The sequence below is a fragment of the Arthrobacter sp. NPDC057009 genome (assembly GCF_042673905.1).
In the GTDB taxonomy this organism is placed as follows: domain Bacteria; phylum Actinomycetota; class Actinomycetes; order Actinomycetales; family Micrococcaceae; genus Arthrobacter.
In genome coordinates this window covers 362,159-385,610 of the sequence record NZ_JBHUSB010000001.1, presented here as the reverse complement: position 1 = coordinate 385,610, position 23,452 = coordinate 362,159, and the positions used below count along the sequence as shown (strand labels likewise).

The window sequence follows — 23,452 nt, the reverse complement described above, 5'->3', positions numbered from 1 at the left end:
CCTCCCGCGACGGGGAGGGCCGGCCTTTCGCATGCGGGCAACACGTCCGGGGGCCGGAGACGCAGATCACGTCGTTTGGATTTGGCCTCCTGTTCACCGGCCGGTAGAGTAGTTCTTGCGACGCGGGGTGGAGCAGTTCGGTAGCTCGCTGGGCTCATAACCCAGAGGTCACAGGTTCAAATCCTGTCCCCGCAACTGAGGAAAAACCCGGATCACCGTTTGGTGGTCCGGGTTTTTTGCTGTTCCCGATTCTTTCGTGCCGGTTTTGGGTTATAGGACAAAACGTGTGTAAATCCCGGGTGTGTCATGTGCGTCCTGCCCATCCTTTCCGGGTCCAGAGGCCTTCTTCGGCGGCCCGGCCCGCCTCGGTTCTGGGCCGGCCGGTGAGGTAGGTGCGGACGTTGCGCTGGACATGGACGAGGCAGCGTTGGACGGCGGTTTCACTCCAGCACTCGGACAGGGCCGCTGCTATCCCTGAACCGCCGTCTGTGATCACCACCGTCGGGGCCGGGAACCGGGCGAGCAAGGCCGCCCACGCGGCTTTCTTTTCGGTGTCGCACCACTGCCAGCCGAGCACGTAGTCCCCGGCGACAGCGATCAGGCAGCACCATGACCCGACGTAGATCCCGTCGACTTGGATCTGGTCATGGACCTCGCCCGTGACCGGGATCTGCGGCGTGATGTTCCAGCACCAGGCGGTGCGCCGACGGAAGGACCGCGCGGTGCCAAGCGACGCAACCCCTTGCTGGCTGCCGGTGCCGACCAGCCAGCCCAGAAAGGCGTCCAGCTCAGCCCGCCGGCTTACGTCCGGGCGCTCACCAGAACGGCTCGCCCCGCAATCCAGGCACCGGTAGCGCTGCTTACCCGCGGCCGTTTTTCCGTTCCGAACCAAACCCCGACCACAAATCAAACACTCCAGAGATATGCAAGCACCCCAGCCACCCTAAGCTCCAAAAGCTTAGCTACCCCGGAATTCGCGCGCCGTTACTGGGAAGCAGCCCCATCCCATACACACGTTTTGTCCTATAACCCTTTTTTGGGGCCTGCCCGGGAGGCTTTGCTGCGTGGGGCAGTTCACGGGCCCGGAGGACCCCGGTGGTCAAAGCTGCCGGGAAAGTAGGGTAATGTTAACCGAGCGACGCGGGGTGGAGCAGTTCGGTAGCTCGCTGGGCTCATAACCCAGAGGTCACAGGTTCAAATCCTGTCCCCGCAACCAGAAGGGAAAGCCCTGATCACAGTGTGGTCGGGGCTTTCTGCATTACCGGAGCATTTGTTCATGTGCTCGGGGTTCCTAGTATTCTCTATTCGCAGGGCCCGGAATTCCTGGCCGGCGCAGGGCGCCCACACTGGTCAGTCATTCTCGAGAGGAATGTGTAGCTCGATGTCCACAACGAAGAACAAGTCCGGCACTGCCAGGGGCAAGCGCGCCAGGCTGTACTGGGCAGTGCCTGCGGCGCTCGTGGCCCTGGTGCTGGTGGTGCTCCTCGCAAAGTGGATCACCGGCCTGCCCGCCGTCCGCGATTTCATTGCGGACTACCCGGGGCATTCCGAGCTTCCGGCGGGCGCCCCCGTCGGTTTCCCCGCGTGGCTTGCCTGGCAGCATTTCCTGAACGCGTTCTTCCTGCTGCTCATCATCCGTACGGGCTGGCAAGTCCGCACCACCACCCGTCCCGCCGGCTACTGGACCCGCAACAACAAGGGGCTCATCAAGACCCGGACGGCGCCCACCAAGATCAGCCTGGAACTCTGGTTCCACCTGACCCTGGATGCGCTGTGGATCCTGAACGGGCTCGTGTTTGTGATCCTGCTCTTCGCCACCGGCCAATGGATGCGGATCGTCCCCACGTCCTGGGATGTTTTCCCGAACGCGGTGTCTGCCGGCCTGCAGTACGCCTCGCTGAACTGGCCCACCGAGAACGGCTGGGTCAACTACAACGCCCTCCAGTTGCTGACCTATTTCGTCACGGTGTTCATCGCGGCTCCGCTGGCCTTCATCACGGGCCTGCGCATGTCCGCCGCGTGGCCCAAGAAGGCCGCCGGGCTGAACAAGGCCTTCCCGATCGAGGCCGCCCGCGCCGTGCACTTCCCGGTAATGATCTACTTCGTCGCCTTCATCGTGGTGCACGTCTTCCTGGTTCTGGCCACGGGGGCGCTCCGCAATCTCAACCACATGTACGGCGTGCGCGACGACGTCAGCTGGGTCGGGTTCTGGTTCTTCCTGGTGTCAGTGGCTGTCATGGTCGCAGCATGGTTCCTGGCCCGGCCGCTGTTCCTGCGCCCCATCGCGTCCCTCATGGGCAAGGTCACCAGCCGCTAGCCCGCGGGGGCCTAGGCCAGGTTGCCACTCAGCCGTCCTTGAGCCGCTGGTAGGTCTCCAGCGCCCGTTCCCGGGACTCCTGCAGGCCCACCAGGGGCTCGGGGTAGCCGGGAGCTGCCGCCGGGTTCTTCCATGGCTCGTGCACGCTCCGGTCGTCCAGGTCCGCCAGTTCCGGCAGGTATCCGCGAAGGTAACTGCCTCCGGAGTCGAACTTCTTGCTTTGCGTCACCGGGTTGAAAATGCGGAAGTACGGCGACGCGTCCGCGCCAGAGCCCGCCACCCACTGCCAGTTGGCCGGGTTGTTCGCCGCGTCCGCGTCCACGAGGGTGTCCCAGAACCAGGCCTCGCCCACCCGCCAGTCCGCCAGCATGTTCTTGACCAAGAACGAGGCCGCTGCCATGCGGACCCTGTTGTGCATCCAGCCGGTCTGCCACAGCTGCCGCATGCCGGCGTCCACCAGGGGATAGCCGGTGCGACCCTGCTGCCAGGCTTCCAGTTCAGCGTCCGACGGCGTTTGCCAGGCAAAGTGGTCGAACTCCCGGCGGTAGTTTTGCGTGGCCAGGTCCGGGTTTTCGTACAGCAGGTGCCAGCAGAATTCGCGCCAGCCCAGCTCGCTCCGGAAGATCCCGACGTCGGCCGGTGCGTGCCGCGGGCAGCGCTCCCGGAGGGAATGCCAGACCCGGAAGGGACTGATCTCGCCGAAGCGGAGATGCGGGGAGAGGCGGCTGGTGCCTTCCACCCCCGGCAGGTCCCGGCCCTTGGCGTAATCTTCCACGGGGCCGTCCAGGAATTCTTCCAGCCGTTCATGGGCGCCGTCCTCGCCCGGAGTCCAGGTGGCGGCAAGGCCGCCGCTCCAGTCCGGGTGCCGGGGGAGGAGCCCCCAGTCGTCCAGGTGGTCGCCGGCCAGCGGGCGGCCGGAGGGGCCGGCTGCGCGCTGCGGCAGGTGGCGCGGCGGCTCGGCCGGAAGCCGCGGTTCGGTTCCGGCCTGGCAGGAGCGCCAGAACGGCGTGAACACCTTGTACGGTCCGCCCGAGCCCGTGCGCACCGTCCACGGCTCGAAGAGCAGGTTTGCCTGGAAGCTCGCGGCCTCGATGCCCTGCCCGGCAGCCCATTCCTTGATGCCGGCGTCGATGCTTCGCTCCGGCTGGCCATAGCGCCGGTTCCAGAACACTCTCGTGGCGCCGGTCTCCGCGACGAGGCCGTTGATGACGGCAGCGGCGGCGCCTCGGAGCAGCAGCAGGCGTGACCCGTGCGCCTCGAGGCTGGCGGCGAGGGCGGACAGCGAGTGGTGGAGCCACCACTTGGCTGCGGCACCCAGAGGGCGGATGCCGGGGGAGACCTCGTCGAGGATGTAGACCACCGTCAGCGGGTCCGGGAGGGCGGCCGCGGCGGCTAGGGCGGGGTTGTCGTCGAGGCGCAGGTCGTCCCGGAGCCAGACAATGGTGGAGGCCATGGTTTCACGCTACACGTCCGGCAGGAGGCACATGCCGGAGACGGCAGAGGCCGGGACCCGCGCGGGTCCCGGCCTCTGCCGGTGGCGGCTAAAGGCGCCTCAGGTTCGGTGCGTGCCTACAGCTTGTCGAAGTCCGCCTCGTCTACGGTGGTTGAGGATGCGGACCCCGCGGTGCCGCCTGCCCCGATGGCGGGCTTGGCGTTGCCTGACTTGAGTGCCGCAAGCCGGGCCTCGATCTCGGTCTGCTCGCCGAGGTCCTCCAGCTGGTTGAACTGGGCGTCGAGGCTCGAAGCGGCGAGCTCCTGCTGGCCGCGGACCTTGGCCTCTTCGCGCCGGATCTTCTCTTCGAAGCGGCCCACCTCGCTGGTGGGATCCAGGATGTCGATGCTGCGCAGAGCGTCGTGGACCTGGGACTGCGCGGCTGCGGTCTTGGAGCGGGCCACCAGTTCGTTGCGCTTGCTGGTCAGCTGGTTCAGCTTGTTCTTCATCTGGTCCAGGCCGGTCTTGAGGCGGTCCACCACCTCGGTCTGGGAAGCGATGTTGGGTTCGGCGGCGCGGGCTTCGTTTTCCGAGGAAATCTGGCGCTGCAGTGCCACCTTGGCCAGGTTGTCGAACTTCTGGGCGTCGGCAGCGTTGCCGGCACTGCGGAATTCATCGGCCTTGCGGGACGCTGCGAGGGCCTTGTTCCCCCAGTCCTGCGCGTTCTTGATGTCCTCGTTGTAGTCGTCCTGGAGCATGCGCAGGTTACCAATGGTCTGGGCCACCGCGGATTCGGCTTCGGCAATATTGTTGGTGTAGTCCCGGACCATCTGGTCCAGCATCTTCTGCGGATCTTCGGCCTGGTCCAGCAAGGCGTTGATGTTTGCCTTCGCCAGCTGCGCCATGCGGCCGAAAATGGACTGCTTAACCATGGTGTTACCTTTCGTCCTGCTCCGTATATGCCACTGATTCCAGTGAACACTTGATGTACCGCTTCTACCCGCCGGCACCGCTTTACGGGCCGGCGCCTAGTCTTTCGGGCTAGAAACTGCCCGAGTCACCGCCGCCGAAGTCGCCCCCGCCGAAGTCCCCTCCGCCGTCGCCGCCCCAGCCTCCGCCGTCACCCCAGCCACCGCCGTCGCTGTGTCCGCCGCCCCAGCCGACGCCGCTGCCGCCGTTGAGGATGGAGTTGATGAGGATGCCGCCGAGGATGGCCCCGCCCAGGCCGCCCCCTCCGCCGCCGAACATGCCGCCGCGGCCGTAACCCTGGTTCGCGTAACCGAAGCTGTCAACGTCGGACTGGGCGACCTGGGCGGCCTGGGCCGCCAGAGCATGGGCCTGCTGGGCGTAAGTCAGCGCGGTCACGGGGTCGTTGCGGGAGATAGAGAGGGCGTAGTCGAGGTTGCGCTGGGCCTCTGCCAGCCGCGTCCGGGCCTCAGTTCCCACGCCGCCGCGGCGGGCGGTGATGTAGTCCGAGGTGGCACTGATCTGTGCCTGGGCAGACATGATGGTTTGCTGCAGCGACGCCTGTGCCCTGCGCGCCTGCTCCTGCTGGTCCCGGATCCCGCCCAGTGCTTGGTCGAGGGCCTGGTGCGCCGATTCGACCTTCTCCAAGGTGGCGATGGGGTCAATCTTGCCGCTCTGGATTTCGCCCTTCACGCGGGCGAGGGCCGCTTCAACGCCGGCCACCGGCCCCTCGAGCTCCGGGTGGGCGCCAGACTGGATCATGGCGCGCGCCTGGGCAAGATCCTGGGAAGTGTCCACAACAGCGGACTCGAGTCCTTGGCGGGCCGAGTCCAGGTTTCCGGCCACCTTGGAGATTGCGTCCAGCAGCACGTTCGTCTGATGCAGGCTCTCCTCCGCCGCGCGGACGGCGACCGCAGCGAGGCTGCCCTCTCCGGAGGCAAGTTTTTCGCGCGCCGTGGCGCTGGCGTTCTGCACGAAGGCCAGCCGTTCCTTGGCCTGGGTGATGTTGTCCGAGACCTGCGCGAGGGCAGTCTCGGCGTACTTGCCGCGCAGTTCAGCCAGGGTGTGGTCCGCCTGGGCGATCTTGGCGTCCGCCGCCGCGGCGCCGGTGTCCACCGCCGCGAGGGCCTGCGGCGCGTTCTTCTCGAGTTCGCGCAGCGAGTCGAAGTCCGCCTTCTGCTCCTGCAGTGATGCGAGCGCGGCTTCCGACCTCCGGATGATTTCGCCGAGCCAGCTGCGCTGCTGTTCTTCGGTGTCGGGGATGTGGTCGTCCAGCTGCTGCTGCAGCTTGAACGACTCGGACATGTGCGCCTTCGCCTCCTCGAGCGCCCTGGTGAAATTGCGCACGGCCGCTTCCCCGTACTGCGCCTCGGCGAAGCCAAGTTCCTGCTCGCTCGACTTGATGGCGTCGTCTGCCTCAATCAGCAGCGAGCCGCTCTTCCTGCGCAGGTCCTCGATGCTCATGCCGGCCAGGGGATCGAGTTCAGCCCCCTGCGGCCCATAGCCTGCGCCGGAGCCCTGAGCGGCCTTCTTGCGCCGGTTGCGCAGGTAAAGGTAGGTGCCCGCGCCACCGGCAGCCACCACACCGGCACCCACGAGAATGGCCGTGCCGGCACCGGCACCGGACGGGACGTTGCCGCTGCCGCCACCTGCCGCGTCACCGATGGCTCCGGCGGTGTCAATTGCTGCCTGGGCAAAGTCCCGCTTGCCGCCGCCGAGGTTTGCCGCAATGGCGTTCTGCGTGATGTTCCCGGTCTTCGACGCTATGGAGCTTGCCGAGTTGGGAGCGAAGTAATACTTGCCCTCGGTGGAGATAGCCAGCAGAACATCCGCCCTGCCCATCCCCTTCTCGGCGGCCACGGCCTGTCCCCAGGACTTGGGATCAGGGGGGTTCTGGAATGACTTAACGGTGACCACGTACAGGTTGTACTTGTGGTCTTTGAGGAGCTTTTGGATGGACTCCTGGACCTCGCCCTTGCGGCCACCGAGGACATTGGCGTCATCGACGATGTTTGTACCGGAGGGGATAGTGACCGGATCTTCAGCCCAGGCTGCTGTGGCCGGAACCGCCAGCATCCCTGTCAGGCCGATCACGGCGAGAACACGTTTCAACATTGACCGCATGGCAACCCTTCAGCACGCCGCGGCTGGTTCGGGACGAACAGCCGTCACAGAATGCAGCAGCGCCCCCACGCCGGGTGTAAAGCCGCAGGTCGCTGTGGCAATCCTTCTTGATTCTATGGTGCACCAGAGGGACCGTCCACGGCGGGGAATATGCCACCAGCGAAAAGCGCTGAAGACTCTGGTGGCGGGCCTGAAGACTGGCAATAGCGTCATCACGGAGGGCGTTCAGGAACCTCCCAGCAAACGTCCGAATTAGTTTCAGTCCGATCGTCCATAGTTAATACAGACGCGGATGAAAGGAAGTCCAATGACTGAGCACCCAGTACCGGGCGCAGCACCTGAGAACCGGGATCCTTCAGGGCGCCCTGTAGATCCGACCCCTCGGCCTGGGCCCGGCGAGGGTGTCCAGCCTGCTGCCCACGAGGCTTCGCCGCAGGACGGCGATTACCGCACCGCCGGCGGTTCCGAGAACCCCACGGTGCGCCTTGACTCCGGCAGCAACCCCACGACGCCGCTTGAGCGGCTTACGCACAACACCGAGCAGCAGCCGCACAACACGGAGCAGCAGCAACGTTCCGGCGGCCCGCATCCCGAGTATCCGCAGCACGCTCCCTTCTTCGGCCAGCAGTCGGGAGCGGCCGGGCAGCCGACAGGTCCCCAGCACAACCCGTACTCCCAGCACAGCAGTCATTCCGCCTTCCAGGACAACCGCAGCCAGCCCAAGCGCAAGGCGACGTTCGGCGTCGGCACCCTGGTGGCCAGCATCCTGGCCGCCGGCCTCGTGGGCGGCGGAGTCGCGACCGTCGGCGCCGGTAACCTTTTCGACGGCGGCGGCACAGCGCCCGTCGTCAGCTCCGGCAGCCAGCCCGGCACGGTCATCGTCAACAACCAAGACTCCGTCAACGCCATCACGGCGGCCGCTGTCAAGGCGTCGCCGAGCGTCGTCACCATCAAGGCCACCAGCAGCGGCGAGGGTGGCACAGGCTCCGGCATCATCATCGACGACCAGGGCCATATCCTCACCAACACCCACGTGGTCACGCTGGACGGCACCGCCGCCAATGCGGAGATCGAAATCCGCACGAACGACGGCCGCGTGCTCAGCGCCAAGATCGTGGGCACCGACCCGCTTTCGGACCTTGCCGTCATCAAGGTGGACAAGCCCGACGGCCTCACGCCGGCAACCCTTGGTGACTCCAGCAAGCTGAACGTCGGGGACACGGCTGTGGCCATCGGTTCACCGCTCGGACTCACCGGCACCGTGACGGACGGCATTGTCTCCACCCTGAACAGGACCATCAGCGTGGCGTCCTCGGCTGCGCCCAAGGGCGGCGCCGATAACTCCCAGGGCGGCGACCAGGGCTTCGAGTTCGCTCCTCCCGGCCAGGGGCAGGGCCAGAGCTCAGCGAACAAGGGCTCGATTTCCATCAACGTCATCCAGACGGACGCTGCCATCAACCCAGGCAACTCCGGCGGCGCCCTGGTCAACAACAAGGGCGAAGTGATCGGCGTCAACGTGGCAATCGCCTCCGCGGGCGGCAGCTCAGCAGCCGGCGGAACAGGCAACATCGGCGTCGGTTTCAGCATCCCGATCAACCATGCCAAGCGCGTGGCCAACGAAATCATCGACAACGGCAAGGCCACGCACGGCCAGCTTGGCGTGAGCGTGCAGGAGAAATCAGCATCATCGTCCGGCTTCTCGACCGGAGCCGACGTGGCCTCGGTGGAGCAGGGCTCGGCGGCAGCCAAGGCCGGGATCAAAGTGGGCGATGTGGTGACCCGTTTCAACGACCGGGCTATCAGTGACCCCAACCAGCTGACCGCGGCCGTCCGTGAACAGCCATCCGGCGCTTCGGTGAAGATCACGGTTCTGCGCAACGGCCGCGAGCAGCAGCTGGACGTGACGCTGGGTGCCGCCGCAGAACAGTAGGCCGCAGAACAGTAGACAGAGACAATAGCGCACGCGCTGCAGCACGGCGGGCCGCATTCCCTGAGTTTCAGGGGCGGCCCGCCGTCATTGTCCCTTCCTTTGACACAGGCGTTAACGGGACGTCATATGACAGACCCAATATGGTTAGCTAGGAGCTACCCGTATCCCGGGCGTTCCACGGCCATGACCCCACCCGGCTGGCTATCCACAAGCACGGAAGGCTGCTGTAAATACAGTGGAAGAGACATTGAAGATCGTCGTCCTGGTCAAGCATGTGCCGGACGCCCAGTTCGACCGGCACCTCAGCGGCGAGGGCCACACCACGGACCGCGACGAGAGCATCCTGTCTGAACTGGATGAGTACGCCCTGGAGGCCGCGCTGCAGCTCGCCGAAGCCCGCGGCGGCGCCAAGGCCGGCAACAAGGTGATCGCTTTGAGCATGGGACCGGCCGGTGCCGTCAACGCCATCAAGAAGTCCCTGCAGATTGGCGCCACTGAAGGCGTGCACCTCACCGACGCCGCACTCGCCGGCTCCGATGCAGCCGCCACCTCCCTCGCGCTCGCGGCCGCTGTCCGCCACCTCGGCGCGGACACCCCCGTGGACCTGGTGCTGACCGGCATGGCTTCCACCGACGGCGAGACCTCCCTGGTGCCCGCACAGCTCGCCGAGCGCCTGGGACTGCCGCAGGTCACCTTCGCTTCATCCCTGGAGGTCGACGACGGACGTGTCACCGCACGCCGTGATGCGGACACCCACTCGGAGACGGTCGAGGCGCCCCTGCCGGCCGTGGTCTCCGTGACGGACCAGATCAACGAACCGCGCTACCCCAACTTCAAGGGCATCATCGCGGCCAAGCGCAAGAGCATCACCACCCTTTCCCTGGCCGACATCGGAGTGGATTCCTCCCAGGTGGGCCACGCCGGCTCCTGGACCCGCGTGACGGCGGCCGAGGAACGCCCGCCGCGCACTGCCGGCACCATCATCACGGACGAAGGCGACGCCGGCATCAAGCTGGTTGACTTCCTGGCCGCCCAGAAGCTGCTCTAAGAGGACTCCACAAACATGGCAAACGTACTGGTATTCATTGACAACCCCGGGCAGGCTCTCAAGAAGAGCAGCCTGGAACTGCTGACCATCGCGCGCTCCCTCGGCGAAACTGCCGTAGCCGTCAACGGCGAACTGTCCGATGACGTCGCCGGCACCCTGGGCGCCTACGGTGCAGCAACCGTCTTCCGCCCGTCCGCGACGGACCTCGACGATTACCTCGTCGCCCCGAAGGCCGCCTTCCTGACTGCTGTGGCGGACAAGTCCGGCGCCACCACCGTCCTGCTCGAGAACTCCCCCGAGGGCAAGGAAATCGCAGCGCGGCTCGGCATTCGGCTGAGCGCCGGCGTCATCACCGACGTCGTCGCCGTCGACGCCGACGGCACCGCCCACAAGTCGGTGCTGGCCGGTTCGTATACCACGACGGCGAAGGCCACCACCCCCGTCACCGTGCTGTCCGTGAAGGCCAACACCGTGGACCCGGAGCCCGCCACGGCTCCCGGGCTGCCCGAAACCGTGACCGTGGACGCTCCTGCCGACGCAACCGCCGCCGCAGCACGCATCACCTCCCGCGAACAGAAGGTCGCCAGCGGCCGCCCGGACCTCACCGATGCCCGCATCGTGGTGGCCGGCGGACGCGGCCTCGACGGCGACTTCGGCCCCGTGGAGGAACTGGCGGACGCACTGGGCGCGGCTGTCGGTGCCTCCCGCGCGGCAACGGACGCCGGCTGGATCAGCCACGACGCACAGGTCGGCCAGACCGGCAAGACCGTCTCCCCGCAGCTGTACATTTCCGCCGGCATTTCCGGCGCCATCCAGCAGAAGGCGGGCATGCAGACCGCCAAGGTGATCGTCGCCGTGAACAAGGACGCGGAATCGCCCGTATTCGAAATCGCGGACTTCGGCATCGTCGGCGACCTCTTCCAGGTGCTCCCGCAGGCAACTGAAGAGATCAAGAAGCGCAAGGGCTGAATCCTTGACCGCAAACGCTGCACCAGCGCAGAGCCCGTTCAATCCGGAACAGCACCGGATTGAGCGGGTGCTCTGTTTCTCAGCCCACCCCGACGACATCGATTTCGGCGCCGCCGGCACCATCGCCGCGTGGACGAAGGCCGGCGTCGAGGTCAGCTACTGCATCATGACTGACGGCGACGCCGGCGGCTTCGACCCTGCCCAGCGCGCCGAGATCATCGCGCTCCGGGCCGCAGAGCAGGAACGCGCCGCGGCCCTCGTCGGCGTCAAGGACATCCACTACCTGCACCAGCGGGATGGGTACCTTGAACCGAACCATGAGGTGATGCGCGGGGTGGTGAAGCTGATCCGGGAAGTCCGTCCCGACGTCGTGCTTTCCATGCATCCGGAACGCAACTGGAAGCGCATCCAGAAGAGCCATCCGGACCACCTGGCGGTGGGGGAGGCCGTGACCCGCGCCATCTACCCGGCCGTGGAAAACCCCTTCGCCTATCCCGACCTCGCCGAGGCCGGCCTCGAGGCCTACAAGGTTCCGTGGCTGTGGTTCTTTGCCGGGCCGGAGGAACGCGAGAACCACTATGTGGATGTCACGGAGCACGTGGAGAGCAAGCTAGAGGCGATCCACGTCCACGTCAGCCAGCACCCGGATACCGAGGCCATGGAGGCCAGGGTACGCCGCGGCATGCGGGAGTATGCCGAACGTGCCGGCCTGCCCGCGGGACGGAGCGCCGAGGCGTTCCACGTGGTCATGGTCAACGGCCCGGGGACCATCGCCGGCTTCTAGCCTGTTGTCCTAGCCTGCGGCAGAACTGAGCCGGGCAGCCGCGTAGACCTTGATTCCTTCCAGCAGGTAGGACGCGAGACCTGCGCGGCTGTTGTCGTAGAAGGCGGTGAACCGCGGATCCTCGACGTACATCCGGCCCAGGCCCACATAGCTGTCCGCATCCGGCGTCCAGCTGACGCAGACCCACCGGTAGTGGCGCTCGACGGCGGCCTGCACCCGGGCGTCGTCCGCCGGCAGGCCGGCGTCCAGGCAGCGGGCCAGCTCCTCGTTGACCGACGCGGCCTCCGCCATGAACGCCTGCTTGTCGTCAGCGCTCAGCGCGGCGTGCCGTGCCTTGCTGTCTTCAACCGCGCGGTCGCCCCACCGCTGGCGTGCCTCCTCCTCGTAGGGGTTGGCATCAAAATCCCTAAAGATGTCCTCGCCTGACATGGTGTCTCCTTGCTGCAGTGCCGAAATGGTTGCCCCGACGGTCCTGGCCATCCGGTCCAGGCGGTCGCGCTCGGCCAGCAGCCACTTGCGGTGTACGCTCAGCGCATCCACCTGGTCGGCCTGGCCGTTTAGGACCTGGCCAATGGTTTCCAGCCCCAGGCCAAGTTCGCGGAGAAGCAGGATCCGCTGCAGGCGCAGCAGTTCGGGCTGCGTGTAGTAGCGGTAGCCGTTCTGCCCGGTATAGGCAGGCGGCAGCAACCCCACTTGGTGGTAGTGCCGGAGGGTCCTGGACGAGACCCGGCTCAGCTTCGCCAGTTCCGCGATGGACCAGCTCCGGCGTTCTTCCTGCTTCATGCCTCCAGCGTAGAAGTTGACGCAGCGTCAAGGTCAAGCAAGGCAGGGCGCCAGCCAGGAAGGTGACCCGCCAGGCAGGGCAGGTGTCAGGTGGTGAGAGGGGCGGCGGCCACTGTGGGCAGGGTCGGGGTAGCTGATCCGCCCACGGGTTCTACCGTGATGCCGAGCGACGCTGCGGAGCCGATGCCCTTGACCAGGGCAGGCTTCGAGAGCGCATCCGCGTCCATCAGGCCTTCGGAGACCGGCGCGGAGCCGTCCTTGGGAATCAGCCACATCTGGTACACCTTGCCCGCAGGCGGGGGCGGCACATCCTTCATGCGCACCACCAGGGCGTCATGGGAGGGCGAGATCGAAACCGTCGCGGTGCCTCCGCCGATGACGTTCACGGTGGCCTGCCGCGCGTCCTGCGCCTCGATGACCTGCCGGAAGGGATCGTTCTGGTTGGCCACGTAGGCGCCGATCCCCACGCCGCCCAGGGCGATCACGGCAGCAGCCGCCACGCCGATGAGCCAGTTACGGAGCCCGCCCGTCCGCCGTCGGGCTTCACGCCGCTGGCGGGCAGCCGACAGTTCATCAGCGGCAGGCGCCGGCTCTTCCGCCAGACCGTCTGCGGCGGCCGGCACCGCCGCCGGTGCCGGAAGCTGCGAGACAATCCGGCCGAACAGGTCCGCGGGCGGCTCCTCCTCGGCCGTGAAGGACATCGCCAGCGTCTCCCGGGCCTGGCGGACGCGTTCGTTGAAGGACGCTCGCTCCGCTTCCGGAGCGTCGCTGAGGTAGGCGTCGATGGCTTCCCGCTCCGCGTCGCTGATGGCGTCCAGGGCGTATATCTCGGCGAGCTCGACGGCCCGTCCCGCCGCGAGGTCGGTGGGAATGTCGGCGGCAAATGCCCGGGGCAGCTGGCGCCCGCGCGAATCATTTGAATCGGTCATTGTCAGCTCACCCCCAGGCAGGTCTTGAGTCGGATCAGTCCGTCGCGGATGCGGGACTTTATGGTCGGAATGGCAGCGTTCAGCTTTTCTGCGACTTCGCGGTAGGTGAGGCCGCCGTAGTAAGCAAGCCGCACGGATTCCTGCTGGGTCTCGGTCAGCGTCTCCAGGCACCGCACCACGGCTTCGGCCTCGAGCCGGGTGTCCACCTCATCCGACACCGAGTCATGGTCGATGTCCTGGCTGTTGGCGCCGTACCGGGCTTCGCGCTCACTCGCGGACTGGGATGAGCGGACCTTGTCCACGGCCCTCCGGTGCGAGATGGTCATGAGCCAGGCCAGGGGACTTCCGCTTGCCGGGTCGAAGCTGGCGGCATTTTGCCAGACCTGCAGGAAGACCTCCTGGGTGGTGTCCTCGCTGAGCTCCGGATCGATCAGCACCCGGCGCGCCATGCCGAAAACCCGCCGCGACGTGAGCCGGTAGAACTCGGCGAAGGACGCCTGATCGCCTTGGGCGGTCCGCTGCAGCAGCCGTGCCAGCTGCTGGTTAAGGTCGACGGCGGTGCCAGGCGGCGCTGCGGCGTCATAGTTTGGCGCGTTGGGAGTTTCCATCACTCTCAAGCATAGGTTGCCTGCTGGCGGGCGCGGCACTCCGTGTCCTGCCACGGCGGCATCGTGCCGGGTAAAACGGAACGCGGTGTTGCCCGGCCTTAGTGTTGTCACCTGCCGCTCCTTACACCCTATGGAAGTGCACGTTCCCCCGACGTGCTCAGAAGGGATTCGGTGCCGTGCACCCCGTGGATGGGTGGCCGTGCGGATGTGCTGCACTCAGAGCTGTGCGCCGGTGAATCCCTGCTGCCGCCACGCCTCGTAGACCGCGATGGATGCCGCATTTGCCAGGTTCAGTGACCGGAGCGACGGCAGCATGGGCAGCCGGACCCGCGACGTGACGTGGGGATCGCGCTTCAGGTGGTCCGGCAGGCCCACGGATTCGGGGCCGAACATGAGGACATCACCCGGCCGGTAGGCAATGTCCGTGTAGGAAACTTCGCCGTCGGAGGTGAAGGCGAAGACACGCTCCGGCTGCAGGGCCTGCCAGGCGGCCTCGATGTTGGGATGGACAGTGACCACTGCCAGGTCGTGGTAGTCCAGGCCGGCGCGGCGGAGCTTCGCATCTGAGAAGTCGAAGCCCAAAGGCTCTACGAGGTGGAGTTCGGCGCCGGTGATGGCGGCGAGGCGGATGGCGTTGCCCGTATTTCCGGGAATTTCAGGCGTGTGGAAGAGGATGCGGAACACGCTTCCATCCTAGCGCTGGCGTTGCCGGTGCCATCCGCGCAGGCGCTGGGCATGCCTTCGGACGGTACCTCAGTGCATGCCGCGCAGCAGCCGTGCGAGCACCGGAACATTGACGGTGTTCGGCGCGGGGCCGGAGGAGAGGAAATCCTTAAGCCCGCGGGCCAGGCCGGCGGCATTGACCACCTGGACGATGTCGGAGCCGCCGCGGGAGCGGCGGTGGCGGTCGATGACGGGTTCGTGGAGGTTGCCGTCGGGGCTGTGGATCACGGTCCACCCCGTCACGTTGAGCTCGGGAAATATGTCCTGCATCCGCCTGACAACCTGGGCCAGCTGCGGCGGGGCGATCGACCGGCCGCCGTGGTTCAGCGTGTTTCCGTCCCAGGCGTAGGCCCCCTTGGGCAGCAGCATCGAGCCGACGAGCGCAAGGCGATAGCCCGAGAGCAGCGCGTGGTCAATGTGGCTGTTGTCCGCCGGGGACTGCAGCCCGTTGATCAGGCGCGCCGCCGGAATCGCGGGAAGGACCTGCCTGCTGATCAGCTGGACCGTGCGCAGCTCCCGCTGGATCCGGGCTTCAGCCCCGAAGATGCCCCGCTTCCTGGGCATGCCGTGCACCTGCTGGCTCGCCAGCTCCAGCGGGACGAGCGGAACAGCGCCGGGCGTATCGAAGGGCGGCACGTACACAGGCGCGTCGCCGGCCGTGTTGCGGGGCGTGCCCGGCTTGTGGATCGTCGCGGAGGCGTGGCTTCCGGCAGCCGGAGCGTCGAAGTGCGCTTCACCGTTGTCCTGCCGGCTCCGGCGCGGGCCGGCCGCATAGGAGCGGTCATAGGCGGCCCGCCGCTGGGGATCGATGAGCGTCTCATACGCAAGGGTCACCTGGCGGAACATGGCGGCGTCGCCTCCATGGTCGGGATGCGAAGCACGGGCAGCCTTGCGGTAGGCCACCTTGATCTCCCTCTCCGTTGCGGTCACCGCCACCCGGAGCACTTCGTAGTGGGAACTGCTGCCCTTGGTCAAGCACGGTCCTTAGGTCGTTGTTGCCGGCCTGCCTGCGCGGCCCGGTGTGCCAAGCATATAAGCCGGTCTTGGCGGTCTTCTGGAACAACGACTGCAGCAGGGTTGCCGGTTCCCGGCGCGGCAAACGCAGGACGGCTAGACTTTCCGGAATGGGAGTCCGGACAGACCGCGGTGGTGCCCGCCGTACATTTGCGGTGGCGGCAGCCGTTACAGCCGCTGCGCTTCTCGGCGGCTGCAGCGTCGGTGTCCCGGATCCGGCCGTCCCAAGCAGCCCGCCCGTCAGCGGCGGGCCGGCCACGCCCACCATTACCCCCGGCCACGACGCCGATGCGGTGGCCGCGCGCGACATGCCGTTTTCGGCAGGGCCCGCCCTGGCAGATGGTGTGCCGGTCGGGCTGTCGGAGGACCTGGCCGAAGCGCCGCACTGGAAACAGGTGGTCAGGGGGGCCAGTGGCACCAGCCGCTACCAGAAATCCGACGGCTGCCAGGTTTCGGCCGAGGTGCGCCAGAACCAGTGGCCCCTCGTGGCGGCCGATGACAGGGAATCGACGGCCGGGCTGTTTGCCTACCTCGACCCCACGATCCTTCCCGCCTACCTGAAGCCGGCGTCACTGCGCTGGGGCGGTGAGCGGGGCAAACCAGGGCCGGCGGTTGAGGTGCTGGCGCTGGAACGGGTTGCCAAGCCTGCCGGCCAAAAAGCCGGCCGGGCCACCGCAGCGATGGCCCGGGTATTCGGCAAGGCCGGCTCGTCCGTCTACGTTTCGGTGTCCTGCCCGACGGCGGCGGCGCTCGCCGCCGCCAGGGCAGACATCGCTCAGTGGCTCACGGTGGTTCCGCCCGGCTGATGGGCCGCGGCCGAGGCCGCCAGCCGGTTGAGCGCCAGCGCACCCACGAACAGTCCAAAGTCACGCAGGGCGACGTCGTAGAAGGCGCCGAGGATGATCAGGTTCACGATGATCCCCAAAAGCCAGGCAGCCACCACGAGCGAACCGATCCGCGGCCGCAGGGCTACCAGGATTCCGGCGACTATTTCCACGACGCCGACGGCATACATCACTGTCTGGGCCGGCAGGTGCAATGTGTCCGGAACCATCGGTGCGAGATAGCCGGTCCAGTCCGTCAGCAGATTGGTGAACTTGTCCAGGCCGAACAGGACGGGCGCCACGGTGAATACGGTGCGCAGGAGCAGGAACGCCTGCCGCGCCGGATCCGAGGTGAGCGCCTGGGCGTTTGCGGACTCCTTCATTGTTGTGGCCTTCATGACCGCCTCCTTCTAAAAGTGGATACCTTGATTTTAGAACTGCCGGTCCTTCTTTAGCAACGGATCTTGATTTTAGAGTTACGCTGGATTTATGACCCGCATAGCTGAAGACCGCGAACCAGGGACCGCTCTTTCCTGGACCGGCCGCCTGGCCGCGCTGGCGTCGCTGGGGGACGCCGGAAGGCGCCGCCTTTTTGAGTACGTCGCCGGGCAGCCGACAGCGGTGGGTCGGGATGATGCGGCGGCTGCGCTGGACATGCCCCGGTCCACGGCGTCCTTTCACTTGGACAGGCTTGTCCGGGACGGGTTGCTCGCCGTCGAGTTCCGCAAGCTCGGCGGAAAGGCCGGCCCGGGGTCGGGCCGGCCGGCGAAGCTGTACCGGCCGGCGCTGGAGGAAGTGGGTGCGTCGGTTCCGGACCGCAGCTACGATCTGGCCGGGGAGTTGATGGCCACGGCGATTCAAACCTCCATGACCGGCGGGGGAGGGGTCGACAAGGCGCTGGCCGAAGCGTCATACTCACGGGGCCGCGCACTGGGCAGTGACGGCGCATCCCTGGCCGAGGTGCTCGCCGGGGTCGGGTACATGCCGGAGCGGGACGGCGAGGGTGGAATCATCCTCATGAACTGTCCCTTCCACCGGCTGGCTGACGGCCACAGGGAGGTGGTCTGTGCCATGAACGGGGCATTTCTCAGCGGTGCCGCCGCTGCCTGTGGGGTGCCGGAGGGGAAAGTGGAGGGGGACCGGACGGCCGGGCGCTGCTGCGCCAGGATCAGGCCCTGACGGTTCCGGAAGTCCGGCGGCCTCCGGAATCGAGCGGCGTCTGCAATTTAATGGGGCCTAGAATTTAAGCGTGCCTGTTTACCTGGACCATGCCGCCACCACGCCCATCGCCGCGGAAGCCCTGGCTGCACTGACACGCGAGCTGTCCCGGACCGGAAACCCCTCGTCCCTTCACGGTGCCGGACGCCGGGCGAGGCGCTCCGTGGAGGATGCGCGGGAAACCCTTGCCGCCGCAGCGGGCGCCCATCCCTCGGAGGTCATCTTCACTTCGGGCGGCACTGAAGCGGACAACCTGGCCGTCAAGGGCATGTACTGGTCCCGGCAGGCCGAAGACCCGCGCCGACGGCGGATCCTGTGCTCCGCCGTCGAGCACCACGCGGTGCTGGACACGGTGGAGTGGCTGGAACGCCACGAGGGGGCGGAAGTTTCTTGGCTGCCGGTCGATCATGACGGCGTGCTGGATCTCGGCGCACTGCAGGCGGAACTGGCTCGCGATCCCGACTCCATTGCCCTCGTGACGGTCATGTGGGCCAACAACGAGGTGGGGAGCATCCAGCCCGTCCACCGGATTGTGGAGCTAGCGCACGCCGCCGGCGTGCCGGTGCATTCCGACGCGGTGCAGGCGTTTGGCTCCGTCGCCGTGGATTTCCGGGCCTCCGGGCTGGATGCCATGTCCATCTCGGGCCACAAGATCGGAGGGCCTGTCGGCGTTGGCGCACTCATTCTGGGGCGGTCGGTAAAGCTCACGCCGGTGCAGCATGGCGGCGGCCAGGAACGTGACGTCCGTTCGGGGACGCTCGACACGGCATCCATAGCGGCCTTCGCTGCCGCAGCTGAATCCGCCGCCAGGAACCTTGCGAGTGAGGCTGGGCGGATTTCAGCGCTGCGCGACCGGCTCATCGCGGGGGTCCGGAACGCAGTTCCGGCGGCGGTGCTGCGCGGGCCGGAAGGGGAGGGGCGGTTGCCCGGCAACGCCCACTTCACGTTCCCCGGGTGCGAGGGCGACTCCCTGCTTTTCCTCCTCGACCTCGCGGGCGTCGAATCGTCAACCGGTTCGGCCTGCACCGCAGGCGTTCCCCGCCCGTCGCACGTCCTCCTTGCCATGGGCCTGGACGAGGAGACGGCCCGTGGTGCGCAGCGCTTTACCCTGGGACACCCGTCGACGGAGGCGGACGTGGACGCACTCCTCGCGGCCTTGCCCGGCGCTTATGCCCGGGCGCGGCAAGCGGGGATGGCCGGGCACGAATCCTCCATCCAGACGGCCGCCACGGTTGCCCGCCAGGGGTCTGGCATTAGCTGACCTCCGGCATCAGTTGGCCTGCAGTATCAGCTGGCCTCCGCCACCAGCTTGTCGAGGGGCACGGTCCCGTCAGCGAGCTTCTCGGCAGGCACCTCCCTCCGGGCGGAAATGAGCGCCTTGATGGTCTTCTGGGCACTTGGCTTGACGGCACGCGGCCAGTTCACGCTCATGCCGGCCACCACCCGCCCGGCCTGCTGCCAGAAAGCCACGAACTCCTTGCCCTCCAGCGAGCCGCGGACGACCGGAACCGACTTTGCCGCCAGGGAGGGGAAGCCCGAGTACTCCATGCTGACGTCGAACTGGTCCGTATAAAAGTAGGGAACCATGTCCAGGGCGGCATCGTGGCCGAGCATCGCCTTGGCCGCAACCTTGCCGCCGTTGAGTGCGTTGTGCCAGTGCTCGCTCCGGTGGTGCTCGCCCGTGAACGGATGCAGGGCATTGGCGGCGTCGCCGGCGGCGAAAATATCCGGGTCGCTGGTGCGCAGCGAGGCGTCCGTGAGGATACCGTTGCGGACCTCCAGGCCGGCCGCGGTGGCAAGCGCTGTTTCCGGAACCACTCCCACGGCGATGACCACAATATCCGCCGGAAGGTGCTCGCCGGCGTCGGTCACCACACCCGTCACCTTCCCGTTTTCCCCGGTGATCTCCTTGGCGGCGGCGGGAAGCCGGAACCGGACCCCGTTGTCCTCGTGCAGTGTGCGGAAGAAACTGCCAAGCTCCGGGCCGATGGCCGCAGCGAGCGGAATGTCCTCAAGCCCGAGCAGTGTGACCTGGTTGCCGTAGGTGCTTGCCGCCGCGGCCAGCTCCATGCCGATCCAGCCGGAGCCGATGAGCACAACCTTCCGGCCACCGGAAGCCAGCCGCTGCCGCAGCCGGCGGCTGTCATCAAGGGTGCGGAAACTGGTGACGCCGTCCAGCCCCATCCCGTCGATGGGAAGCGTCCGGGGCGTTGCCCCCGGTGCCAGCAGCAGCGCCCCGTAGTCCTGGACCGTGCCGTCAGCGAAACGGACAGTGCGGGTTGCCGGATCAACTGATACCACCGGGGTGCTGAGCCGGAGGGTGACGTTGTTCTCCGCATACCAGGCCTCAGGCGCCACCTCCACGGCGTCCTCGCCGGCTTTGCCGAGCAGGTATTCCTTGGACAGTGGCGGCCGGAGATAGGGAGGGTGCGCCTCTCTTCCAGCGATGGTGATGCTCCCGGCGTACCCTTCGGCGCGAAGGGTGCGGGCCGCCGTCGCGCCGGCCAGCCCGGCACCGGCAATGAGGATGTTTTCAGGGGTCATGGCGTTACTCGATTCGCCCGGCAGGCCTGCAGCCCGCATTTCTAAAAACGATACTCTTGACGTTAGAAGCGCGGGCAGGAGCAGTCAAGGGAATTTAGGCCGTGATTCCGGCGGGCAGTAGAATAGTTCGGCAACCCTTGTCAACAGAAAGCCACAATGCGAGTTCTAGCAGCCATGAGCGGCGGGGTTGACTCCGCCGTTGCAGCCGCCCGCGCCGTCGAGGCGGGGCACGACGTCGTCGGCGTTCACCTTGCGCTGTCCAGGATGCCCGGCACCCTGCGCACCGGCAGCAGGGGCTGCTGCACCATCGAAGATTCGCGCGATGCCTGGCGGGCCTGCGACGTCCTGGGGATTCCCTACTACGTGTGGGACTTCTCCGAGCGGTTCAAGGAGGACGTGGTCCAGGACTTCATCGACGAGTACGCTGCAGGCCGCACTCCCAATCCCTGCATGCGCTGCAACGAGCGGATCAAGTTTGCGGCGCTCCTCGAAAAGGCCATCGCCCTCGGTTTCGATGCTGTATGCACCGGCCACTACGCCAAGGTCATCGAGGACGCGGACGGAAACCGCGAACTGCACCGCGCCGCCGACTGGGCCAAGGACCAGAGCTACGTCCTGGGCGTGCTCACCCATGAACAGCTGAAGCATTCCATGTTCCCGCTCGCGGACACCCCGTCCAAGGCCGAGGTGCGTGCGGAAGCCGAACGGCGCGGGCTGTCCGTGGCCAACAAGCCGGACAGCCACGACATCTGCTTCATTCCCGACGGCGACACCGCCGGCTGGCTGGCGGAAAAGATCGACATGGCCACGGGCGACATCGTGGATGAGACCGGCACCAAGGTGGGCGAACACGGCGGAGCCAACGCATTCACCGTCGGCCAGCGGCGCGGACTGAAGCTCGGCCGGCCGGCAGCGGACGGCAAGCCGCGGTTCGTGCTGGAGATCCGGCCGAAGGAAAACAAGGTGGTGGTGGGGCCCGAAGCGCTGCTGGCCATCGACGAAATCCGCGGCATCAAGGTTTCCTGGGCCGGCCTGCCCATTGACGAGGTTGGCTCCGGTGCCGACTTTGACTGCCACGCGCAGGTCCGAGCGCACGGCGACCCCGTGCCCGCCACTGCCCGCATCGAACGGGTTGCTGATGACGCCGGGATCGAGCGGGACAGCCTCGTGGTGACTTTGAAGGATCCGCTGCGCGGCGTCGCACCCGGACAGACCGTGGTGCTCTACCAGGGAAGCAGGGTCCTTGGGCAGGCGACCATCGATGCTGCGCGGTCCCTGCAGCGGGCGGAACTGTAAGCGGCGCTACTTTCCAGTCGTGCTCCGGTTTGCGGAGCAACAACGGCCGGCGGACTTGTTCCGCCGGCCGTTTTTCTTGCCTTTTTCGAGGTTTCCGACCGTTCGGTCAGCAGTGCGCAAGCCCTTCTGATAAATTTTGTGTCTCAACTCACGCGATGCAATGTTTCACTGGGCAACCTTCTGGTTGAATCAGAGGCATCAGCGGGCTGCCCGCACACGAGTCAGATCGGGCACCCCGCGCGTACTCACCGAACAGAAAGTTCATAGATGGCACAGAATAAGAGGGCCTTGCGGAGCGCTATCGCGCTGGCAGGCGTTTCCGCTTTCGCACTCACAGCCTGCACCGGTCCGTCCGGAGGCGGTACTTCCACCGGGGACGCCGGCGGAGGCACCATCACCTACGGGACCACGGACAAGGTTGTCACCCTGGACCCCGCCGGTTCCTACGACGCCGGCTCATTCATGGTGATGAACCAGGTCTATCCGTTCCTTCTGAACTCCAAGCCCGGCAGCGCCGATGCTGTTCCGGACATTGCGGAGTCCGCGTCCTTTACCAGCCCCACTGAGTACACAGTGAAGCTCAAGCCGGGACTCAAGTTCGCCAACGGCCACGCGCTGACCTCCTCCGACGTCAAGTTCTCGATCGACCGTGTGGTCAAGATCGCCGATCCCAACGGTCCGGCCGCCCTGCTGTCGAACCTGAAGTCCGTGGAGGCCAGGGATGACTCAACCGTGGTCTTCACCCTCAAGGCCGGCAATGACCAGGTCTTCCCCGGCGTTCTGGCCGCCAACTCCGGGCCGGTTGTCGACGAAGAGGTCTTCCCGGCGGACAAGGTGCTGAGCGACGACGAGATCGTCAAGGGCAAGCCGTTCGCCGGTCCGTACACGATTGAGAGCTACAAGAAGAATGAGCTCGTCAGCCTCAAGGCCAACCCGGATTACCAGGGGCTCCTGGGCAAGCCGGCCAACGACGGCGCCAACATCAAGTACTACGCAGACTCCAACAACCTGAAGCTGGATGTCCAGCAGGGCAACATCGATGTCGCCGGCCGTAGCCTGACGGCCACGGACGCAGCCGACCTGGAAAAGGACTCGAAGGTCAAGGTGCACAAGGGCCCCGGCGGCGAACTCCGTTACATCGTCTTCAACTTCGACACCATGCCGTTCGGAGCGAAGACCGCCGACGCCGATGCCAAGAAGGCGCTCGCCGTACGCCAGGCCATCGCAAACATCGTGGACCGCGAGGCGATCGCCAACCAGGTCTACAAGGGCACCTACCTGCCCGCTTACTCCGTGGTTCCGGACGGCTTCAACGGCGCCATCCAGCCGCTCAAGGAGATGTACGGCGACGGCAACGGCAAGCCCAGCCTGGACAAGGCAAAGAAGGCTTTGGCTGACGCCGGCGTCACCGGCACCGTCAACATCAAGCTGCAGTACAACCCCGACCACTACGGCAAGTCCTCGGGTGACGAGTACGCCATGGTCAAGGAACAGCTGGAGAAGTCGGGCCTGTTCAAGGTGGACCTCCAGTCCACCGAATGGGTGACCTACTCGAAGGCCCGGACGGCCGATGCCTACCCGGTCTACCAGCTCGGCTGGTTCCCGGACTACTCCGACGCCGACAACTACCTCACGCCGTTCTTCATCCCCGGCAACTTCCTGAAGAACCACTACGAGAACCCCGCCGTCACAGAGCTGGTGAACAAGCAGCTCACCACGGTGGACAAGGCAGAACGCGAGAAGCTGCTGGGTGAGGCCCAGACCGCGGTCGCCAAGGACCTCTCCACCCTGCCGCTGCTGCAGGGCGCGCAGCTCATGGTTGCCGGGGCAGAGGTAAAGGGCGTGGAGCAGACCCTCGACGCTTCGTTCAAGACTCGCCTCGGAGTGATCTCGAAGTAGGCTCCACCCCATCCGGTCCTGACCAGCCACGGAGGCGGGACGCC

General features: G+C 66.5%; 21 protein-coding genes and 2 tRNA genes. 12 read left to right on the top strand and 11 right to left on the bottom strand.

Annotated elements, in window-relative coordinates; translation table 11 throughout:
* Positions 1–121 precede the first annotated feature (121 nt).
* Positions 122–195 (top strand) — tRNA-Met (locus ACFTR6_RS01790).
* A gap of 109 nt (positions 196–304) precedes the next feature.
* Here ACFTR6_RS01790 and ACFTR6_RS01785 read toward each other — a convergent pair.
* Entirely contained in the window at positions 305–892 is a 588-nt protein-coding gene (locus tag ACFTR6_RS01785) for a transposase (RefSeq protein WP_377956662.1), read from the bottom strand.
* Between the two features lie 247 nt (positions 893–1,139).
* Between ACFTR6_RS01785 and ACFTR6_RS01780 the strand changes: the two genes are divergently transcribed.
* Positions 1,140–1,216: transfer RNA gene (locus ACFTR6_RS01780), tRNA-Met, on the top strand.
* 165 nt (positions 1,217–1,381) lie between these two features.
* Positions 1,382–2,317, top strand: coding sequence for a cytochrome b/b6 domain-containing protein (locus tag ACFTR6_RS01775; protein ID WP_377956661.1), 936 nt, complete (start codon positions 1,382–1,384; stop codon positions 2,315–2,317).
* A gap of 28 nt (positions 2,318–2,345) precedes the next feature.
* Here the strand turns inward: ACFTR6_RS01775 and ACFTR6_RS01770 are convergent, their stop codons facing one another.
* The 3 genes from ACFTR6_RS01770 to ACFTR6_RS01760 form a co-directional block, all read right to left on the bottom strand.
* Entirely contained in the window at positions 2,346–3,770 is a 1,425-nt protein-coding gene (locus tag ACFTR6_RS01770) for a cryptochrome/photolyase family protein (RefSeq protein WP_377956660.1), read from the bottom strand.
* Positions 3,771–3,886: 116 nt separating this feature from the next.
* Positions 3,887–4,681 (bottom strand): PspA/IM30 family protein, encoded by a 795-nt coding sequence (locus ACFTR6_RS01765; protein ID WP_076801654.1) that lies wholly within the window; start codon positions 4,679–4,681, stop codon positions 3,887–3,889.
* 109 nt (positions 4,682–4,790) lie between these two features.
* Positions 4,791–6,839 (bottom strand): TPM domain-containing protein, encoded by a 2,049-nt coding sequence (locus ACFTR6_RS01760; RefSeq protein ID WP_377956659.1) that lies wholly within the window; start codon positions 6,837–6,839, stop codon positions 4,791–4,793.
* A 307-nt stretch (positions 6,840–7,146) separates the two neighbouring features.
* Between ACFTR6_RS01760 and ACFTR6_RS01755 the strand changes: the two genes are divergently transcribed.
* From ACFTR6_RS01755 to ACFTR6_RS01740, 4 genes are all read left to right on the top strand, one after another.
* Entirely contained in the window at positions 7,147–8,769 is a 1,623-nt protein-coding gene (locus tag ACFTR6_RS01755) for a S1C family serine protease (RefSeq protein WP_377956658.1), read from the top strand.
* 247 nt (positions 8,770–9,016) lie between these two features.
* Entirely contained in the window at positions 9,017–9,817 is an 801-nt protein-coding gene (locus ACFTR6_RS01750) for an electron transfer flavoprotein subunit beta/FixA family protein (protein ID WP_377956845.1), read from the top strand.
* Positions 9,818–9,832: 15 nt separating this feature from the next.
* The gene (locus ACFTR6_RS01745) at positions 9,833–10,786 is read left to right on the top strand and encodes an electron transfer flavoprotein subunit alpha/FixB family protein (RefSeq protein ID WP_087874324.1); all 954 of its coding nucleotides are present in this window, start codon (positions 9,833–9,835) and stop codon (positions 10,784–10,786) included.
* A gap of 4 nt (positions 10,787–10,790) precedes the next feature.
* Positions 10,791–11,570, top strand: a complete 780-nt coding sequence (locus ACFTR6_RS01740) for a PIG-L deacetylase family protein (protein WP_076801667.1) — start codon at positions 10,791–10,793, stop codon at positions 11,568–11,570.
* A gap of 9 nt (positions 11,571–11,579) precedes the next feature.
* Here ACFTR6_RS01740 and ACFTR6_RS01735 read toward each other — a convergent pair whose 3' ends face one another.
* From ACFTR6_RS01735 to ACFTR6_RS01715, 5 genes are all read right to left on the bottom strand, one after another.
* Entirely contained in the window at positions 11,580–12,353 is a 774-nt protein-coding gene (locus tag ACFTR6_RS01735) for a MerR family transcriptional regulator (RefSeq protein WP_087874323.1), read from the bottom strand.
* Positions 12,354–12,439: 86 nt separating this feature from the next.
* The gene (locus tag ACFTR6_RS01730; RefSeq protein ID WP_377956657.1) at positions 12,440–13,282 is read right to left on the bottom strand and encodes an anti-sigma factor domain-containing protein; all 843 of its coding nucleotides are present in this window, start codon (positions 13,280–13,282) and stop codon (positions 12,440–12,442) included.
* A 2-nt stretch (positions 13,283–13,284) separates the two neighbouring features.
* The gene (locus tag ACFTR6_RS01725) at positions 13,285–13,890 is read right to left on the bottom strand and encodes a sigma-70 family RNA polymerase sigma factor (protein WP_076801674.1); all 606 of its coding nucleotides are present in this window, start codon (positions 13,888–13,890) and stop codon (positions 13,285–13,287) included.
* Positions 13,891–14,106: 216 nt separating this feature from the next.
* Entirely contained in the window at positions 14,107–14,574 is a 468-nt protein-coding gene (locus tag ACFTR6_RS01720; RefSeq protein ID WP_076801676.1) for a tRNA (cytidine(34)-2'-O)-methyltransferase, read from the bottom strand.
* 69 nt (positions 14,575–14,643) lie between these two features.
* Positions 14,644–15,588 (bottom strand): J domain-containing protein, encoded by a 945-nt coding sequence (locus ACFTR6_RS01715; protein WP_377956656.1) that lies wholly within the window; start codon positions 15,586–15,588, stop codon positions 14,644–14,646.
* Positions 15,589–15,737: 149 nt separating this feature from the next.
* Between ACFTR6_RS01715 and ACFTR6_RS01710 the strand changes: the two genes are divergently transcribed.
* A complete protein-coding gene (locus ACFTR6_RS01710) occupies positions 15,738–16,433 on the top strand; it encodes a hypothetical protein (RefSeq protein WP_377956655.1) in 696 nt (231 codons plus the stop codon).
* On the opposite strand, the gene ACFTR6_RS01705 is transcribed toward ACFTR6_RS01710, so the two are convergent.
* A complete protein-coding gene (locus ACFTR6_RS01705) occupies positions 16,403–16,849 on the bottom strand; it encodes a hypothetical protein (protein ID WP_377956654.1) in 447 nt (148 codons plus the stop codon). The two genes, ACFTR6_RS01710 and ACFTR6_RS01705, sit on opposite strands and share 31 nt — an antisense overlap.
* A gap of 91 nt (positions 16,850–16,940) precedes the next feature.
* On the opposite strand from ACFTR6_RS01705, the gene ACFTR6_RS01700 reads away from it, so the two are divergent.
* Positions 16,941–17,630: a helix-turn-helix transcriptional regulator gene (locus ACFTR6_RS01700; RefSeq protein ID WP_377956653.1), complete on the top strand. Its 690-nt coding sequence runs from the start codon at positions 16,941–16,943 to the stop codon at positions 17,628–17,630.
* Between the two features lie 70 nt (positions 17,631–17,700).
* Positions 17,701–18,930, top strand: coding sequence for a cysteine desulfurase family protein (locus ACFTR6_RS01695; RefSeq protein ID WP_377956652.1), 1,230 nt, complete (start codon positions 17,701–17,703; stop codon positions 18,928–18,930).
* 26 nt (positions 18,931–18,956) lie between these two features.
* Here the strand turns inward: ACFTR6_RS01695 and ACFTR6_RS01690 are convergent, their stop codons facing one another.
* Positions 18,957–20,213, bottom strand: a complete 1,257-nt coding sequence (locus ACFTR6_RS01690; RefSeq protein ID WP_377956651.1) for an NAD(P)/FAD-dependent oxidoreductase — start codon at positions 20,211–20,213, stop codon at positions 18,957–18,959.
* Positions 20,214–20,369: 156 nt separating this feature from the next.
* On the opposite strand from ACFTR6_RS01690, the gene mnmA reads away from it, so the two are divergent.
* Both mnmA and ACFTR6_RS01680 read left to right on the top strand, forming a co-directional pair.
* A complete protein-coding gene (mnmA, locus tag ACFTR6_RS01685; protein ID WP_076801689.1) occupies positions 20,370–21,509 on the top strand; it encodes a tRNA 2-thiouridine(34) synthase MnmA in 1,140 nt (379 codons plus the stop codon).
* Positions 21,510–21,776: 267 nt separating this feature from the next.
* Positions 21,777–23,408, top strand: coding sequence for an ABC transporter substrate-binding protein (locus ACFTR6_RS01680; RefSeq protein WP_076801691.1), 1,632 nt, complete (start codon positions 21,777–21,779; stop codon positions 23,406–23,408).
* Positions 23,409–23,452 lie beyond the last annotated feature (44 nt).